At 35.3% G+C, this 16,397-nt stretch carries 15 protein-coding genes; 4 read left to right on the forward strand and 11 right to left on the reverse strand.

The features are described from left to right. Positions 1 to 225: 225 nt before the first annotated feature. From KI430_RS04540 to KI430_RS04580, 9 genes are all read right to left on the reverse strand, one after another. The gene (locus tag KI430_RS04540; RefSeq protein WP_248877082.1) at positions 226 to 582 is read right to left on the reverse strand and encodes a hypothetical protein; all 357 of its coding nucleotides are present in this window, start codon (positions 580 to 582) and stop codon (positions 226 to 228) included. Between the two features lie 65 nt (positions 583 to 647). Next, complete coding sequence (locus KI430_RS04545) at positions 648 to 1,316, reverse strand: superoxide dismutase (RefSeq protein WP_248877083.1); 669 nt, start codon at positions 1,314 to 1,316, stop codon at positions 648 to 650. A gap of 28 nt (positions 1,317 to 1,344) precedes the next feature. Further along, positions 1,345 to 2,028, reverse strand: coding sequence for an SCO family protein (locus tag KI430_RS04550; protein ID WP_248877084.1), 684 nt, complete (start codon positions 2,026 to 2,028; stop codon positions 1,345 to 1,347). Continuing rightward, on the reverse strand, positions 2,025 to 2,294 hold the full coding sequence (locus KI430_RS04555; RefSeq protein ID WP_248877085.1) for a YHS domain-containing protein: 270 nt from the start codon (positions 2,292 to 2,294) through the stop codon (positions 2,025 to 2,027). Before KI430_RS04555 ends, KI430_RS04550 begins: the two co-directional genes overlap by 4 nt. Before the next feature lie 234 nt (positions 2,295 to 2,528). Next, positions 2,529 to 2,894 (reverse strand): hypothetical protein, encoded by a 366-nt coding sequence (locus tag KI430_RS04560; protein ID WP_248877086.1) that lies wholly within the window; start codon positions 2,892 to 2,894, stop codon positions 2,529 to 2,531. A gap of 218 nt (positions 2,895 to 3,112) precedes the next feature. Continuing rightward, positions 3,113 to 4,870 carry an endonuclease gene (locus tag KI430_RS04565; protein ID WP_248877087.1) on the reverse strand — a complete coding sequence of 586 codons (1,758 nt, stop codon included), beginning with the start codon at positions 4,868 to 4,870 and terminating at the stop codon, positions 3,113 to 3,115. Between the two features lie 17 nt (positions 4,871 to 4,887). Continuing rightward, on the reverse strand, positions 4,888 to 5,421 hold the full coding sequence (locus tag KI430_RS04570) for a tRNA methyl transferase PRC-barrel domain-containing protein (protein ID WP_248877088.1): 534 nt from the start codon (positions 5,419 to 5,421) through the stop codon (positions 4,888 to 4,890). 168 nt (positions 5,422 to 5,589) lie between these two features. Further along, on the reverse strand, positions 5,590 to 6,270 hold the full coding sequence (locus KI430_RS04575; protein WP_248877089.1) for a response regulator transcription factor: 681 nt from the start codon (positions 6,268 to 6,270) through the stop codon (positions 5,590 to 5,592). Continuing rightward, a complete protein-coding gene (locus KI430_RS04580) occupies positions 6,260 to 7,564 on the reverse strand; it encodes a sensor histidine kinase (protein WP_248877090.1) in 1,305 nt (434 codons plus the stop codon). Before KI430_RS04580 ends, KI430_RS04575 begins: the two co-directional genes overlap by 11 nt. 343 nt (positions 7,565 to 7,907) lie before the next feature. On the opposite strand from KI430_RS04580, the gene KI430_RS04585 reads away from it, so the two are divergent. After that, positions 7,908 to 10,259, forward strand: coding sequence for an outer membrane beta-barrel family protein (locus KI430_RS04585; RefSeq protein ID WP_248877091.1), 2,352 nt, complete (start codon positions 7,908 to 7,910; stop codon positions 10,257 to 10,259). Positions 10,260 to 10,381: 122 nt separating this feature from the next. Here the strand turns inward: KI430_RS04585 and KI430_RS04590 are convergent, their stop codons facing one another. Next, positions 10,382 to 12,754, reverse strand: coding sequence for a M1 family metallopeptidase (locus KI430_RS04590; RefSeq protein ID WP_248877092.1), 2,373 nt, complete (start codon positions 12,752 to 12,754; stop codon positions 10,382 to 10,384). A 275-nt stretch (positions 12,755 to 13,029) separates the two neighbouring features. Beyond that, on the reverse strand, positions 13,030 to 13,608 hold the full coding sequence (locus KI430_RS04595; RefSeq protein WP_248877093.1) for a HupE/UreJ family protein: 579 nt from the start codon (positions 13,606 to 13,608) through the stop codon (positions 13,030 to 13,032). Positions 13,609 to 13,670: 62 nt separating this feature from the next. On the opposite strand from KI430_RS04595, the gene KI430_RS04600 reads away from it, so the two are divergent. The 3 genes from KI430_RS04600 (at position 13,671) to KI430_RS04610 (ending at position 16,381) form a co-directional block, all read left to right on the forward strand. Next, positions 13,671 to 14,174, forward strand: a complete 504-nt coding sequence (locus tag KI430_RS04600; RefSeq protein ID WP_248877094.1) for a DUF6702 family protein — start codon at positions 13,671 to 13,673, stop codon at positions 14,172 to 14,174. Positions 14,175 to 14,335: 161 nt separating this feature from the next. After that, positions 14,336 to 14,932 carry a TetR/AcrR family transcriptional regulator gene (locus KI430_RS04605; RefSeq protein WP_248877095.1) on the forward strand — a complete coding sequence of 199 codons (597 nt, stop codon included), beginning with the start codon at positions 14,336 to 14,338 and terminating at the stop codon, positions 14,930 to 14,932. 288 nt (positions 14,933 to 15,220) lie between these two features. Then, the gene (locus KI430_RS04610) at positions 15,221 to 16,381 is read left to right on the forward strand and encodes an efflux RND transporter periplasmic adaptor subunit (RefSeq protein ID WP_248877096.1); all 1,161 of its coding nucleotides are present in this window, start codon (positions 15,221 to 15,223) and stop codon (positions 16,379 to 16,381) included. Positions 16,382 to 16,397: the final 16 nt, after the last annotated feature.

The following is a 16,397-nucleotide window of genomic DNA, read 5'->3' on the forward strand; positions in this document are numbered from 1 at the left end:
CGTTTCTAAGGCACAAAGGCTTGACTTCGTCAATATTGATAAAGACTGTTATTTTTTGCTGAAATGTGAGTTTTTGTGCGCTGCTGCGATAGGGATAGCAGCGGTTACCCCGCAGGGCAGCGGCGGAGCGAAGCGGAGCCGTTGACCGAGGAGTATGAGCGGATAGCCCGACCCGAGTGGCTGCCTTAGCGTCGGAGAGGGAATCGCCCTAATTACCTATATTATCTAAACAATTGGAGGTCTGAAAATGTGTTTCAGATACAGATAAGAATAATCTGTGGTGTATGGGAAAGTAAGGCTGGTAAAGAATCTTTGCCCTACTGTTTTGACTGCAGCAATCTCAACCGGAATATAGCAGTCGATGATTTTCTGGGTCGGATTTTTGGATTTGGAATCTTCTGAGCTGTTTTTGGCGAGCTCTTTTCCGAGGTAACATTTACCGTTGCAATGCAGCTCCGGTTTTTTCTTGTTGATACACAAAACGTTTGAAATATAATCATAATTAACCGCATACTCTACCAATGGCAGCATTGGTTTGAGCACCAAATAAAAGACTAGTAAAAGGTTAAAGATGAGTTTCAAGACTTTTTTTTGAGGTTTTTAAAAAGCACAGGCTAGCTGTGCTTTTTTTTGATATATTGAGGCTGTTACTTAATAGCTTCCTCATATCTTCTGCTGATTTCTTTCCAGTTGGTCACGTTCCAAAGTGCAGCCAGATAATCGGCTCTTTTGTTCTGATATTTAAGATAATAAGCATGCTCCCAAACATCGATTCCGAAAATTGGCGTTCCCTTTACCTCGGCGATATCCATCAAAGGATTATCCTGATTTCCGGATGAAGTCACCGCCAATTTTTTGTCAGCCGTTACTACCAGCCAAGCCCAACCTGAGCCGAAACGATCAGCACCGGCTTTGCTCAGCTTTTCCTTCAAAGCATCCAAACTCCCAAAAGAATCGTTGATGGCTTTGGCTAATTTAGCGGAAGGCTGTGTATTTTTCTCAGGTGTCAACACTGTCCAGAACAACTCGTGGTTGTAGTGTCCGCCAGCGTTGTTTCTAACGGCAGGACTTTCTTTGGAAATGTGGGAAAGAATCTTTTCCAAACTTTCTTTTTCTAGTGGTGTTCCTGCAATGGCTTTGTTTAAATTTGCAACATAAGCTGCTGCGTGTTTTGTGTAATGGATTTCCATTGTCTGTGCATCAACAGATCCTTCCAAAGCATTGTAAGCATATGGAAGCGGCGTTTGTTTGAACTGTGCCGTCGCAAAAGTTGCTGCAGATATAGCACTTGCGAGGAATATTTTCTTGATTTTCATAATAACTTTTTTAGTGGTTAGACATTTATTATTTTAATAATTTTCTGATATCTTCTATTAATTTTTCTCTATCCGCATGGTACTTCCCTCTCAGGCTGGTTTTAGTTCCAGCTTCATCTTCGTAATTCAAACCTGAATAATAAAGAACCGGCATATTGTTCTCATCGAACCGGCAACGGAGATTTCCTTCTTTATCCACCAAAGCAATCATCCCGCTATGATTGAGACTCTCCGAATCATCTTCCTTATCTCCAACATAAATGTCAAACATATCCGCTAAGTTACCGATATAATCCCGGTCTCCCGATAGAAAATGCCAATTGGACGACTTGGCTCCAATCATTTTAGCGTGGTTTTTCAGCACTTCCGGTGTATCATTGGTTGGGTCTATGCTGATGGAAATGATTCCGAAATCCGGATTGTTGATTTGCTCATCGATGTATTTCATATTGGAATTCATCACAGGGCAAATCGTAGGGCAACGGCTGTAAAAGAACTCTACGAGATAAACTTTTCCGAGCATATCTTTATCGGTAATCTTCTTGGAATTCTGGTCTGTGAGTGCAAATTCCGGAACTTTCATTACCGTGTAAAGACTCTTTTTGAAATAGCTCATCCCAATTCCTATCACCAAAAATAGTACCGCAAAAACTATTATCGGCAGAATCAGTTTGCTTTTCTGGAAAGACTTCTGTTTCTTTCTGTTTATCATTTCAAAGCATATTTGGCTGGAGTTTTCTTGAATTCTTTTTTGCAATGATCGCTGCAAAAACCATAAGTTTTGCCTTTATAAATGACAGTATCTTTTAGGAATTCGGCTGTTTTCATATGGCAAATCGGATCATCTGAGTTCACGACCTTTACACCTTTGAGGTCGGTCTTGGGCTTCATTTTGGAAACCTGTTTTACTTTGGGTGTCTCCTGTGCACAAGACAGTGCCGACACCGAAAGTAGTATCATCAAAATATTGAATTTCATTTTTTTGAAGTTGATTTAATAATAAATTTTAAACACAAAGTTCACAAGGATTTTTTTCTTAATGTTTATTAAGGTTCACAAAGGCGCTTCGCTTAAAAAAGTTTTGTTTATTATTTTAACGCAAAGGCACAAAGTTTTTTTTAACATCTACTGTTATTGAAAAACAAAGACGATTCGCTAAGTCCGAGAGTCTAAAATAGCTTTCGACAAAATGAGCCTTACAGTATAAAGTTATTAAACCACCGGTGGATGGAATATCCTTGATTCTATGGAAAAATTATAGAATTGAGACAGAAAAGAATTCTGTTTTTGATTGTCCAGATTGAAATTAAAATCACTTAAAACTGTGAAAATATCTTTAACAGTAAATAATTCTGAGAATACGGAAAGTTTCAGTTGGTCTTGCTTTGCTGAGTTTTGAGAGGATTTGGAAAGTTCTTTGGCTAAGTAACACTTGCCTTTACAATCCATTTCTTTTTTTGCTCTGTTCTCACAAAGATTTTTGGTGATGTAGTTGTAATTCACCGTATAATCTACCAATGGCAAAACGGGACGCAATGCGATTGTGAAAATGATGAATATGGAAATGAATGCTTTCAATACAACAAAAATAACGTATTAGTCTCAGATATCAAATGATATTTTACAGTAGATTCTTAAATATAACTTATTTTAAGGTAGTACCTACGGCACTTTTGTCTATCATTAATTTTTTTACTATTAACAGGTCGCTCGTACCGAGGTTCTAATAATCAAAATTAAAAAACAAAAAAGGTCAGAAGAAAACTCCTGACCTTTTTGTTATGATTTGAATTGGATTAATCAACAATTACTTTCGTGCTGCTAGATTTTGTTTTCACAAAATAAACACCTTTAGAAAGCTTTTTCAAGTTAATCTTTTCGTTGTTGTTAACGTTATTGATTGTTTGAACCAATTGCCCGTTGGTACTGTAAATCTGAACTGTTTCGTTCTTAGAAATTCCACTGATGAACAATTCGCTGTTTTTAACTGGATTTGGATAAACTGTTAATTTTTGGTTTTTAGCACCAGATTCTGAAACAGCTAATTTTTCGTAGCAAGTCCAAGAAAGATCATCAAAAGATACTCTGTTGTTTGTTGTAGTATCCACCAATTCTATTATTACATTATCTTCCACATTAATCTCAGAAATTGTAGTCGTAGTAGGTATTTTAGAATAAGGAATTTGTCCTTTTACAACACCATTAACTTTCAAAGTATAGTTACCCGCAGAATCAGCAAAAGGCAAATAAGTTTTAACCGTTAAAGAACCAACACCTCCAGAGATCGTAGAAGATTTCAACGAACCTTTTCTCAAACAGATTGCTCTGTTATTATCTCCATCGATATGAATTTGCTTATCCGTTCTAGCATAGGTTGCAGTCCATGTAATGCCTTTATTAACCCATTGTCTATCAAGGTAAGATGAGTTAGTAGCTGGTATAGTTTCAAAATCCTCAGTTCCACAAGTTGTCTCTGGCTCACCTGGATTTCCGTGTCCTGATGTTGTGCTCTCTACTGTATCACTATTATTAGATTTATTACCCGCCGCATCTTTTGCTACAACATATAAAATATAAGTTGTAGCAGAGTTAAGTCCTGAGACTGTTCCGCTCGTTGTTGTAACCGTAGTTTTATATGTATTGTTCGCATAGATATCATATCCACTAACCGCAACATTATCGGTAGAAGCTGTCCAGGATAATGAAATGCTAGAAGAAGTAGTTCCTGTAACACTAAGATTTGTTGGGACAGTTGGAGCCTCTGTATCAATAGTACTTCCACCATTGAAGGTATCTGGCCAAGTATTCTGAGCAGCAGGACCTCCCCAAATTACAGTTGCTAAGTAAGCATTGTCAATAAATGGATTTCTGTTATGCTGAATTCCAAAAACTACATTATTTCTTTGTCTTTCAAAGTCTGAAACCGGATCTTCAGCATTCCATTTCAAAAGAATATCCGGGAAATCAGAAGAATAAGTAGAAGGATTCATTGTGATGTTCAAAGGAAGACATCTCGTGTTGTATCTTACATACATATACATCAAGATTCTAGCAACATCTCCTTTCCATTCGTCTCCAGGATACCATCCACCACGACTTGTTTTGTAAGCTGTAGCTCCCGTTCCATCATCAAACAACAAACTTCCTCTTGTACTGTTCAAAGTGTTGTCTGCCGGACGAAGGTGGTGACCATCTGAACCAGGACCGGAAGTTCCCAAGTTAGGTGTTCCTTTAGATTTTGCATAGACGTGCTCTCTATTCCAGCTTCCACTGTAAGGACGGCTTCTCTGATGTGTACCAGAACTCTGAGATCCATACATCAATAAAATGTTGTTTGGATTAGCCGGATCTGCGTCACTAGTTTTGAAAAGCGATGCCAACCCTGCAGAATATGCAATTGTCTGCGTATGGGTTGTTGTAATTAATGTTGCAAGATCAGCTTTTAATTCATTTTTAGTTTTGTTGAAGTTAACTCCAGAATAATAAGATGGAGCTGACTGTGCAAAACCAATAAATGAAATCATACTTGCTAAAAAAGAAACTTTTAACTTCATTTCGAAAATATATTTAATTAGGTTGTTTTAATAATTTTATTTTGATAAATGATATCCAATGGATGTTCCCCAATAATTACTGAGACTTTGTTTTCAAACTCCAGAAAAAAGCTGTTGTCAAACCTATAAAGCTTAGAATGAATTTTATTTTCATTAATCTGGGTCGAAACTTCAACATCAATTCCATTTTCTAATTCTTCCTTAGAAAAATTAATATCACTTAATTCTAAATTTTCTCCAAGACGAATAACACTCGTCAAAAGTCCCGGATGAGAATCTCCTGCTCCCACAAAAAGCCTGTTCTCTTTTTCATCAATCCAGATGACGTACAAAGGCTCTTTTTTTCCACCAACATTGATTCCTTTTCTTTGTCCAATCTTGAAATTTCCCACACCCTGATGTTCTCCAACCAAAAAACCATCAAATAGTGAGTACTCTTTTTTCTGGGATTTCCAGATGAGTTCATCTTTCTTTGAATGAAATCTCGGCAATTCTCTCCTATAGATTGGAGAGCTTGCAGGTATTTCAACTATTTGTCCTTTTTTGGTCATTAAAATTAAATAAGTAATGATTATTACCCCCCCCTTTTTGATTGGGGGCGCTAATATAGAAATTTATATTTAAACAAGGTGTATCTGATTATTAATTTACAATTATTAATAAAAAATTAACTTTTACAGAATATTTGATAATAATATTTTAGAATTTAATATCAAAAACTAAAATTCCGGAAACTCAACCTTGAAACCTATTCCACGAACAGAATCAAATTTAATTCTTTCATCTTTCTGAAAATACTTGCGCAATCTGGTCATAAAAACATCCAAACTTCTTCCCAGAAAATAATCATTTTCTCCCCACAGTGTCTCAAGAATTTCTTTTCTGTTGATGATTTTTTGATTGTTTTTAGAAAGCAAAAGCAACAATTCGGATTCTTTCTCCGTCAACTGAATGGTTTCATCTTGAAAAAGCAACTGAAACTGCGAAGGAATGAATGAATAATTTCCGAGTTTAATTATTGCTTTTGTAGCATTCTGTTGTCTTTTGAGTATATTTTTGATTCTTAATATCAGTTCTTCCGGTTCACAAGGTTTTGTGATATAATCGTCCGCACCAAGCTTCAAACCTAAAATTCTGTCGATACTTTGACCTTTCGCCGTTAAAAACAAAAATGGAATATTCGAAGTTTTTCTGATTTCCTTAGACAATTCGAAACCGTCGATCACAGGCAACATTACGTCGAGAATTGCTAATTGATATTGGTCAATCTGCTTTTTGTTTTTCAGAATTTCTTCAGGATTCGGGATCCAATTCACATCGAAATCAGAAAATTCCAAATACTGCTTCAGAACCATTCCCAAGTCCTGGTCGTCTTCAACTAGTAAAATTTTAGGCTTCATTTGGAATCGTTATTTTAAATGAAACACCTTTCTTTTTTGGATTCACTTCGATATCTCCTTTGTATTTGTCAACGATTGTCTTAACCAGAAAAAGACCTACTCCAAGACCATTGACGTGAAGATTTTCGTCTCTCGTAATTCGGTAATATTTATCAAAAATATTTTGTTTTTCATCTTTTGGAATTCCTATTCCGTCGTCAGAAACTTCCATTTCAATCAGCTTATTTACTTTAATGAAAACCTCGATTTCTTTCGCTCCGTATTTTGATGAATTATCGATGAGATTATCCATAATTTGCTTGAAATCGTTTTGAAGCAACAACTTATTTTCAATAAATTCAATTTTAATTTTAAAATCGATTTTATTAAAAGACTTTTTAACCTCAGAAAAATAATTCTCAATCTCTTTTTTCTCAATCAAAACATCATCAGAATCGCTGTTATGAATGGACGAAACAATATTCTCCAAACGTTTGATCTGGCGCTCCAGCAAAGCTTTGGTTTCAGAATCAGAAGATTGAGCGACTGAAAATTTCAAAGTTGTAATTGGCGTATTCAGTTCGTGAGCGATGGAATCGATTGTTGTATGGAGCTGTGAGATCTTTTTTTCCTGACGACTTAGATTTTTGATACTGTTTCTGAATAAGATGATAATCAGAATTATAATCAATAGACTAATGATAATCAGAGGAATGATTTTTTTTAAAACTAAAAATTTGACATTCAGAAGCTGAAAAGTTGATTTAGATTTTACCAAATAATAATTTTTCTCATCCAGCTTCAAATCTGTATTTTGTTTGGATTGACGACTCGACCATTTCCCTTCGTTAATAACTAAAGGTTTTGACATTTTTTTTACCGTTTGATATAAAACAAGTGAGCGACCGGCCGGCAAAAGCTCCATTTTCTGAACTTCATCCAATATCGAATAGATTTCACTTTTCATTGCAATTTCAAAACCTGTGTTACCAATATTTTCTTTAAGGATTTTCTCTAATTTCTTGTTGTACAGCTTTTCCGAGTTATAAATTCTTTCAGGATTTGTAATCTTTTCTTTTTGAATCGTAATGCCAGTTTTTAATCTTTCAAAATCACCAACTAATTTTTCCTCATTGGTATCGGTTTCATATTTTTCCATTGTCTCCAGCGTTTTGTCCGCAATGGCTCTTGCTTGTACGGTAAGATCTCTTTCTTGAAGACGATAAGAATTATAAATATAATAGCCTTGTAGAACAACCAAAATAATAAGGCTGAACGTGAACAAAGTAATTGTGATGTTTCTCTTCCGATTCATATTGATTCTTCTAAAACCATAAAGAATAATTTAAACGCAAAGTCCGCAAAGTTTTTTGAATCTTATTGAAAATATTTTTAAGATTCGCAATTCGCCTTTGGCGTAATCATCGATTCCTTTAAAAACAATAATCATATTGAGATAAAGGCGCTTCGCTCAGCAAAAATTAATCTTGAAATATTCAAATTCGTGTTCTTGGTGAAAATCTTTGTGCCTTTGTGTTTAACTTTTTGAACATCAAAAATACAATCAAATTTCTTTCAAAAAAGACATTAACCTTCCATTAACCGTTCATTAACAAAACTTTTCTGTGTTTCGTCTCAATTTTGTCAAAATTATTGAAATGAAAATATATAACGCAATTGTACTTCTGTTTCCAGTTTTTGTCTGGAGCCAGAATGTCAAAGGACATATCGAGAACGAAAATCAGGAATCTATCTCTGAATCAAGCATTGAAATTAATGAAAACAAATCGATATTCTATTCCGATAAAGATGGAAATTTCAGTCTTGAAGGTATTTCGAAATTTCCTATCTCAATTGTCATCAAAAAACAAGATTACCAGGATTATGAAATTATTTTGGAAGATAACCAATCACTGAATATTATTCTTAAAAAGGATACTGTAAAATCAATTGCTGGTGTCACGATAAAAGCTAACAAACCTTTACTGAAAAGGAAAATTGACCGATTGGAATTCAATATCGATAAAACACCACTTCAAAATCTGAATGCCTGGGATATCTTGAAAAGTACACCCAATATTTTAGTGAAAAATGAAGAATTAAGTGTCAGAGGAAACTCTCAAATTATTGTAACCATTAATGATAAAAAAACTTTGATGACGCAGGAACAACTCAAACAACTCCTTGAAAATACGGATGGAAATAATGTTTCATCTGTGGAAGTCATCACCAATCCGCCTGCAAAATACGAAGCGCAAGGAAGCGCCATTATCAATATCAAAATGAAGCAAAATGTTCTTTCCGGCTACAAAGGAAGAATCTCGACAAGATATACTCAGGCAACTTATGCCAAGGGATTGATTGGGACTTCGCAATCTTACAATACTGATAAATGGCAATTGACCGGGAATTACAATTTTGTAACCGGAGATTATGTCCGGAAAAACTTTGATGTAGTAGTTTTTGACAAAGATAAAACCCGTTGGGAAAGCGACATGGAGAGAAAAACACACGCTCACGAACAGCACGTTTACAATTTTTCCGGACAATATACTTTGGATAGTTTATCAACAGTTCAGTTTGGTTTTGACGGTTATAATGCGCCTAACAACACAGGTCATTACAATGTTCCGACGAATATTTACAACACGGAAAATAATCAGTTGCAATCGTATTACTTAACATCCAACAAGAAAAAGCAATATGATAACAGTTTTAATTCTTATTTGGTTTATGATAAAAAATTTGGAAACAACAACCTGACTTGGACAAATAACTCGAGCACAAAACGCTTTAAGGAAAATCAGGATGTAGCAACTTTATTGAATTTTGACGGTCAACCTGCAAATAATAACAGATTTGCAAATAATAGTGTTCAGGATATTTCGCTTTATGCTACGCAGTTGGATCATCGATTTTCTAATGACAAATTCACATTGGAAAGTGGTTTGAAATACAGTTTTGTAAACAATAAAAATGACCTCGATTTCTTTGATGGAACCAGCGGAACTTTGATTCAGGATTTAACAAAAAGCAACCTATTTAATTATAAAGAGAATATTTTTGCTGGTTATATTTCCTCAGAATACAAATGGAAACAATGGGAAATGAAAGCTGGTTTGCGTTCGGAAACTACTTTAATTAAAACCAATTCTGATAATCCGGTTGTAGAAAATAAGACGACAAGAACCGGACTCTTCCCTACTTTTTACCTGATGTATAACCTGACAGAAGACCAGCAATTAGGATTCTCGTACGGAAAAAGAATCGACCGGCCGAATTATGATTTCCTGAATCCTTCCAAATCTTATTATAATCTATATTCTTACTTCCAAGGTGATGCTTATCTGAAATCAACCATCATTCATAATCTGAGTTTGACTTACACGGTAAAAGACTGGAATTTCGAGGCATATTATAGCTATATCAAAGACCCTTCGATGGAAATTTCTATACAAAATCCGCAGACTTTTGAAACAGTTTATAATTACACCAATATTGACCACGGACAAAATCTAGGCATGAATTTCTCCAAAAACTTTTCTATCAAGCCATTCTGGAAACTGAATCTCTTTGCAATGGGAGAATATCAGGAGAATTATTTTATGGGAACGGACCAAGTTTTATACAAAAATGATGTCTTCTTTTACAATGCGAACATTTCTACACAAATCACTTTGGACAAAGCAAAAACCTGGGATTTGAATGTGTCTTATGTTTATAATTCTAAGACGATCCAGGGTTCGTTTGACATCAGTTCCTCTCAGAACACCAATATCATTATCAATAAGAAAATGTTTGATAAAAGATTGGAAACAGGTTTGGTTTTCAATGATATTTTCCGAACGAATAAGAATACGATCTCGACAAGATATGCAGATCAAAATCAATATTTCAAAGATTATCGCGATACGCAGTATTTTATGATCAATCTGAAATATAACTTCGGAAATCAGAAAGTGAAAGATGCGAAGACTGGGCGTAAGACGGATGAGCAGAATAGACTTTAATTTTAATTATAAATTATAAATGATGAATGATGAATGATTTTAATTAAGAACTTAGCACTTTAATTAAAAAAACGGTTGTTTCAAATATGAACAACCGTTTTTGATTTTATTTTAATTTAAGATTATTTCTTTCCTGCAGCCTGCATTGGATTTACTTTTCCATTGGAAGCACCTCTTGCAGCATCTTTTTGTTTTTGTTTGAAAACCTGGAATTTGCTTGGTGTTTCTGCTGAAGTTGAAGCAGCCCAGAAATTATTAGAAGTATCAATATCTGCTGTTTCTCTCATTGGGTCGACCTGGACAGACTTCAGTTTCTTATCAAAATAATATGTTTTGGAAGCCCTTTGCTCGTTATGTCTCCAGATTTGGACACTGATTTTATCATTCAGTTTTGAACCATCTTCAAATGTGAATTCTAAAATAATTGGCATTACCAATCCGCCTTTGTTAGAAAAATCGATTTGATAAGCGGTCACATTATTTTCTTTTTTGATGTCTTTTGCATCTAATTTCTCTAGGTTTCCAGTCGTCAGATTATATTCTTTAGATGTATCTACTTTCTCCTGTCCACGGTCGTATCTGTAATAGAAATCCTGAACATCTTTGTCAGATTCTACATAAAACTTGATATTCTTATCATCTTTATTTCTGATTTTAGAAATATCTTCAAACTCGTTCAAACCAGGTTTATCCACTTTATATGTCACGGTTTCAGTTTTCGGAACAGCTTCGAAATCTGGCGTTGCAATGGTCACTTTGTCCAAAGAAATATCTACAGGATCTGTTCCATAAAACCATCCTCTCCAAAACCAATCCAGGTCTTCCCCACTCGCATCTTCCATTGTTCTGAAAAAATCTGCAGGTTCAGGATGACGAAAAGCCCACCTTTTAGCATAAGTCTTGAACGCTTTATCAAACAATTCTCTGCCCATAATGGTTTCACGAAGAATGTTAAGTCCCGTTGCCGGTTTTGAATAAGCATTTGGTCCAAACTTTTCGATATTTTCAGAATTGGTCATAATCGGTTCCAATTCGTCTTTCGGCAATTTCATATAATCAACGATTGTCCAAGCTGGCCCACGTTTTGAAGGGAATTTGTTGTCCCATTTTTCTTCCGTCAGATATTCTGTAAACGTGTTCAGACCTTCATCCATCCAGCTCCATTGTCTTTCGTCTGAATTGATAATCATTGGGAAAAAGTTATGTCCCACTTCGTGAATAATCACGCCTAACATTCCGTTTTTGATGGCTTCAGAATAAGTTCCATCTTTTTCAGTTCTTCCATAGTTGAAACAAATCATCGGATACTCCATTCCGTTGGCCGCTTCTACAGATTGCGCTACAGGATATGGATAAGGAATCGTAAATTCTGAATAAGTTTTAATGGTATGAGCTACAGCTTTTGTAGAGAATTTTCTGTAAAGTCCGTAAGCCTCTTTTCCATAAAAACTCATCGCCATTACTTTATTGTTGTTTTCAGGAATCGTCACGCGCATGCCGTCCCAAATAAATTTTCTTGAAGAAGTCCAGGCAAAATCACGAACGTCATTCGCTTCAAAAATCCAGGTTTTTCTTTGTTTGGAGTGATTTTTTTCTGCTTTTTTGGCTTCGTCTAATGTTACAATTTCTACCGGTTCATTAGAGTTTTCAGCCTTTCTATATCTCGCTAATTGTTCTGATGACAAAACTTGATCGTAGTTTTTACATTCGCCTGTTCCACCAACAACGTGATCGGCAGGAACATTCATTTTGACTTTATAATTTCCGAAAACCAAGGCAAACTCACCACGTCCTGTGAACTGATGATTCTGCCAGCCGTGAAAATCACTGTAAACACACATTCTCGGGAACCATTGTGTGATGGTGTAAAGGTCGTTGCCATCTTCAGCAAAATATTCGTAACCACCTCTTCCACCTTTTTCGATACGATTCGGGATGTTGTAATTCCAATTAATTTTAAAAACGAATTTCTCTCCTTTTTTCAAAGCTTTTGGAAGGTCGATACGCATCATTGTTTTGTTGACAACATAATTTAATGGATTTCCGGAAACGTCGGTTACTTTTTCCAGATTTACCCCATAACCATTATCTGCAACAGGGAGTTCGGAAGCTTTTACTTTATCGATAACTACTTTTTTCGGAAGCGTAGAAGAAACTGCATAATCTGCATTTTTCACAGAAGACTGCTCATTTTCGTCCAACTGAAGCCAAAGATAATCCAGATCGTCCGGTGAATTGTTGTAATAAGTGATGGTTTCCGAACCCTTCAGATTTCTTTTATCTTCGTCCAAATAAGCTTCGATATCGTAATCTGCACGTTGTTGCCAGTAAGCGTGACCAGCCGAGCCAGAAGCGGTTCTGTAAACATTGGGAGTTGGGAGAATGGTTCCGAGCTGTTCAAATTTGTTCCCGTGATTGCTTCCCGGATTATTTTGGATATTCTGCGCCGAAACAACAGCAGAACAGAATACAAGTCCTAAAACTTTTAACTTCATTTTTTCAAAACAATTAGATAATTCTTTACAAGTAATCAAATTTAGGGAATTGTTACGAATGAAATAAAGATTCGTATTTATTTTTACCAGTAAAGATTAATTCTAAATAGCATAGTCTTAATACACTGAATCACTCGCAGCCCGAGCTGAGTGGAGCTCATTTTTTGGATGGACTTTGGGGAGGTAAAAATAGCGGGAACGGAGCGCGGAAAAGCTGCCCAAATTGAAATAATTGTGGTTTCCAATAATTGATTTTGATAAAATTAAATCGAGATTTAAAAAGGCAATCGTTCCAAAGTCATTTTGAGCGCCAATGCGAAAACTCCCGATGAAACGAATAAAATCCAGTCTTTTCTATTCACCCGGAAAAGTTTGAGCAGAATGAAAAGCAGGATTAAAATCACAATGACCAAGACAATCTGACCCAACTCCAAACCAATATTGAAGCCCAAAAGTGGAACGAAGATACTTTGTTCTTTAGCTAGCATCATTCTCGCAGTATTCGCAAATCCCATCCCGTGAATCAAACCAAAAATCAAAGCTAAATAGTAGTTGAGACTCATCAGCTTTTTCTGATTACTTTTCATCAAAATATTGCCTAAAGCGGTGATGACAATAGTCAAAGGAATCAGAAACTCGACCCAATTTCCGGGAACTCGAAGAACATTAAGTGTACTCAACGCCAAAGTGATGGAATGTCCGATGGTAAAAGCGGTTACGAGAATCAGGATTTTTTTGAAATCGTTGTAGGAATAAACTGCAATCAGTGCCAAAATAAAAAGCTGATGATCCAGCGCATCCAGAGAAATAATGTGTTCCCAACCGAGTTTCAAGTAAAAAATAAAATCCTGCATCCTGTCATTTTAAAAAAGAATTACGAAAATAATGATTAATTTCGACTTAAATTTTGGGTCTGATGAAGAACTTTTTCTTTGCAATTGCTATTTTTTCTTTGGCTTTGGCGCTTTTCTCTTTCAAATTTCATCCTTATCACGTTGGCTCTATGGAATTTAATTACAGCCAAAAATCAAAAACCTTTGAAGTTTCCGGACGATTTTTCATGGATGATTTGGAGAATGCTATTAATAAAAAATATGGAAAAAATCTTCATTTCCTGAATCCAAAATCTGAAAAGGAAATGAATGAAGCGCTAAAAAACTATGCCTCAGAATATGTGAAATTGAAAGTGAACAATCAATTTGTGAAAGTTAATTTTGTTGGTTACGAGGAAGATAAGGAAAGTGTTGACATTTTTCTGGAATCTGAAACTGTTTCTAATCCTAAAAAAATTGAAACTGCAGTCAGTTTTCTTTATAACCTTTTTGATGACCAGATGAATATCATTCACATTGTCATAAAAGGTCAACGTAAAAGTGAAAAACTGAATTATCCTGACCGTTATCTTTTTCAGGAATTTTGATTGAAAATAGTTATCGTTTTTATCAATAATCAAATCAAAGTGCGATTAAGAAAAGGTTTAAAGACTCATCAATTGCAATTTTAAATTAATTACGTTGAAATAATTTGGTACTAAAGAATAAAATGTTCTAATTTTGCTAACGCTGTTAGAAATAATACAAAATGGGAGTTCACGAACGTCGTCAAAGAGAAAAAGAATCTATACGCGCCAATATTTTGGACGCTTCTTTTAATTTGGCTAAAACAGAGGGTTGGGCTTCGCTTTCCATTAGAAAGATTGCGGATGCGATAGAATACAGTGCACCAGTTGTTTACGATTATTTTGAAAATAAAGAAGCTATTCTTTATGAAATTTCATTAAACGGGTTTCATCAATTACATATCGAATTATTGAAAGCACAGAAAAAACACGATGAGCCAGAAGATCAATTGACTGCTATTGTGGATGCTTACTGGAAATTTGCTTTCAAGAATAAAGAATATTATCAATTGATGTTTGGGCTGGGAATGCAGTGTAGCGGAAAAGGAATGATGAAGGAAGAGTTTTCTTCGTTTCAGGATATGCTTTATGAACGCACTTTGGAAATCATCAATAAAAAAGGATCGAATCCCGATAATGCTTGTCATTCTTCTCATGCTTTATTTTCAGCCGTTCACGGGTTGATATCTATTATGATGATGAGAAATGCGGATATTCCTTCTACAATGAACAAAACAACATTAGACGAAACTGTTTCAGCTTTTATTAAGTCATTGTAATTTTTTTTTGATTTACAAATTAACACCGTTAGGAAAATTAACATTAAATTAATGTAGTATTTGGTTCAAAGTTCAAAATTTGAAGAAATCAAATTTGTCTTAAAACATTAACACTGTTAGTTATACTAACGTATTATTATCAATTTTAATAGATTAAATCATTATGAAAACCACAATATAAACCCAATCCAATATTATATTTTTTTAAACAAATTATTAACACTGTTAGGAAATATAACTATAAAACTATTAAGAACATATTTAACTAAACTTAATTCATATCTCAAAATGAAAACTATTACTCAACTAAAATTTATTGTACTTCTATCAAGTATTATACTTTTACAAAATTGTACCAAAGCGGCAGAAGGTGCAGGTGCGCCACCACCAGCTCCGGAATTACCTGTCTACACCGTAATCACTTCCAATACTTCGACTTTTCAGGAATTCCCGACTGCATTGGAAGGTAAAAATAATGTGGAAATCAGATCTCAGGTGGATGGTTATCTGGACAAAATTTATGTGGAAGAAGGTGCATTCGTGAGAGCGGGACAACCTCTTTTCAAAATAGATTCCAGATCTTACGGCGAGCAGGTAAATATGGCAAGTGCCAACCTTCAGGCTGCCAACGCGAATATCCAAAAAATGAAAGTCGAAGTAGACCGGTTAACAACTTTGGTTGCTGAAAAAGTAGTTTCTGATGTTCAATTGAAAACAGCGAAAGCGAATTACGCAGTTGCAGTTGCAACAGCAGCACAGGCAAAAGCTGCTTTGGGAGGTTCTAGAATCACCAATGGATTTACTACAATCACAGCACCTGTTAGCGGTTATCTTGGTAGAATTCCTTACAAAAAAGGAAGCCTGATCTCCAAAACTGATCCTACTCCATTGACTTTCGTTTCTGACATCAGCGAGATTTATGCTTATTTCTCCATAAGTGAAATCGATTTTATTGCTTTCCAAAAGAAATATGTCGGCGCAACGCTGGAAGAAAAAATGAGAAATATGCCTTTGGTAGATTTGGTAATTGCAGACAACTCCACTTATTCTGAAAAAGGAAAAATGAAAATGATTGATGGGCAATTTGATAAAAGTACTGGTGCAATCACGGTTCGTGCAACGTTCCCCAATCCAAACGGAACTTTGAGAAGCGGAAACACAGGAAAAGTGAGAATGCCTCAATTATTGTCAGATGCAGTTGTTATTCCGCAAGAATCGACATTCGAAATTCAGGATAAAACTTACGTTTACGTTCTTGGAAAAGACAAAACGGTTACTAGCAAACCAATTACAATTTCAGGAAAAACTGAGCATTATTATTTCATTTCCGAAGGACTTAAAAAAGGCGACCAAATCGTATTTACAGGTTTAGGCAGCTTGAAAGATGGCGCACCAATCAAACCAAAAATGATTTCTTCTGACAGCCTATTAACAGCGACGCCTTTGTAAATCACTCATTAACAGA

Origin of the sequence: Epilithonimonas zeae, from assembly GCF_023278365.1 — a bacterium.
GTDB lineage: Bacteria > Bacteroidota > Bacteroidia > Flavobacteriales > Weeksellaceae > Epilithonimonas > Epilithonimonas zeae_A.

Coding starts and splice junctions, on each gene's coding strand:
- KI430_RS04605 (WP_248877095.1), top strand. CDS start 14,336: ATGGGAGTTCACGAACGTCGTCAAAGAGAAAAAGAATCTATACGCGCC.
- KI430_RS04575 (WP_248877089.1), bottom strand. CDS start 6,270: ATGAAGCCTAAAATTTTACTAGTTGAAGACGACCAGGACTTGGGAATG.
- KI430_RS04555 (WP_248877085.1), bottom strand. CDS start 2,294: ATGAAATTCAATATTTTGATGATACTACTTTCGGTGTCGGCACTGTCT.
- KI430_RS04585 (WP_248877091.1), top strand. CDS start 7,908: ATGAAAATATATAACGCAATTGTACTTCTGTTTCCAGTTTTTGTCTGG.
- KI430_RS04590 (WP_248877092.1), bottom strand. CDS start 12,754: ATGAAGTTAAAAGTTTTAGGACTTGTATTCTGTTCTGCTGTTGTTTCG.
- KI430_RS04570 (WP_248877088.1), bottom strand. CDS start 5,421: ATGACCAAAAAAGGACAAATAGTTGAAATACCTGCAAGCTCTCCAATC.
- KI430_RS04550 (WP_248877084.1), bottom strand. CDS start 2,028: ATGATAAACAGAAAGAAACAGAAGTCTTTCCAGAAAAGCAAACTGATT.
- KI430_RS04565 (WP_248877087.1), bottom strand. CDS start 4,870: ATGAAGTTAAAAGTTTCTTTTTTAGCAAGTATGATTTCATTTATTGGT.
- KI430_RS04580 (WP_248877090.1), bottom strand. CDS start 7,564: ATGAATCGGAAGAGAAACATCACAATTACTTTGTTCACGTTCAGCCTT.
- KI430_RS04610 (WP_248877096.1), top strand. CDS start 15,221: ATGAAAACTATTACTCAACTAAAATTTATTGTACTTCTATCAAGTATT.
- KI430_RS04545 (WP_248877083.1), bottom strand. CDS start 1,316: ATGAAAATCAAGAAAATATTCCTCGCAAGTGCTATATCTGCAGCAACT.
- KI430_RS04595 (WP_248877093.1), bottom strand. CDS start 13,608: ATGCAGGATTTTATTTTTTACTTGAAACTCGGTTGGGAACACATTATT.
- KI430_RS04600 (WP_248877094.1), top strand. CDS start 13,671: ATGAAGAACTTTTTCTTTGCAATTGCTATTTTTTCTTTGGCTTTGGCG.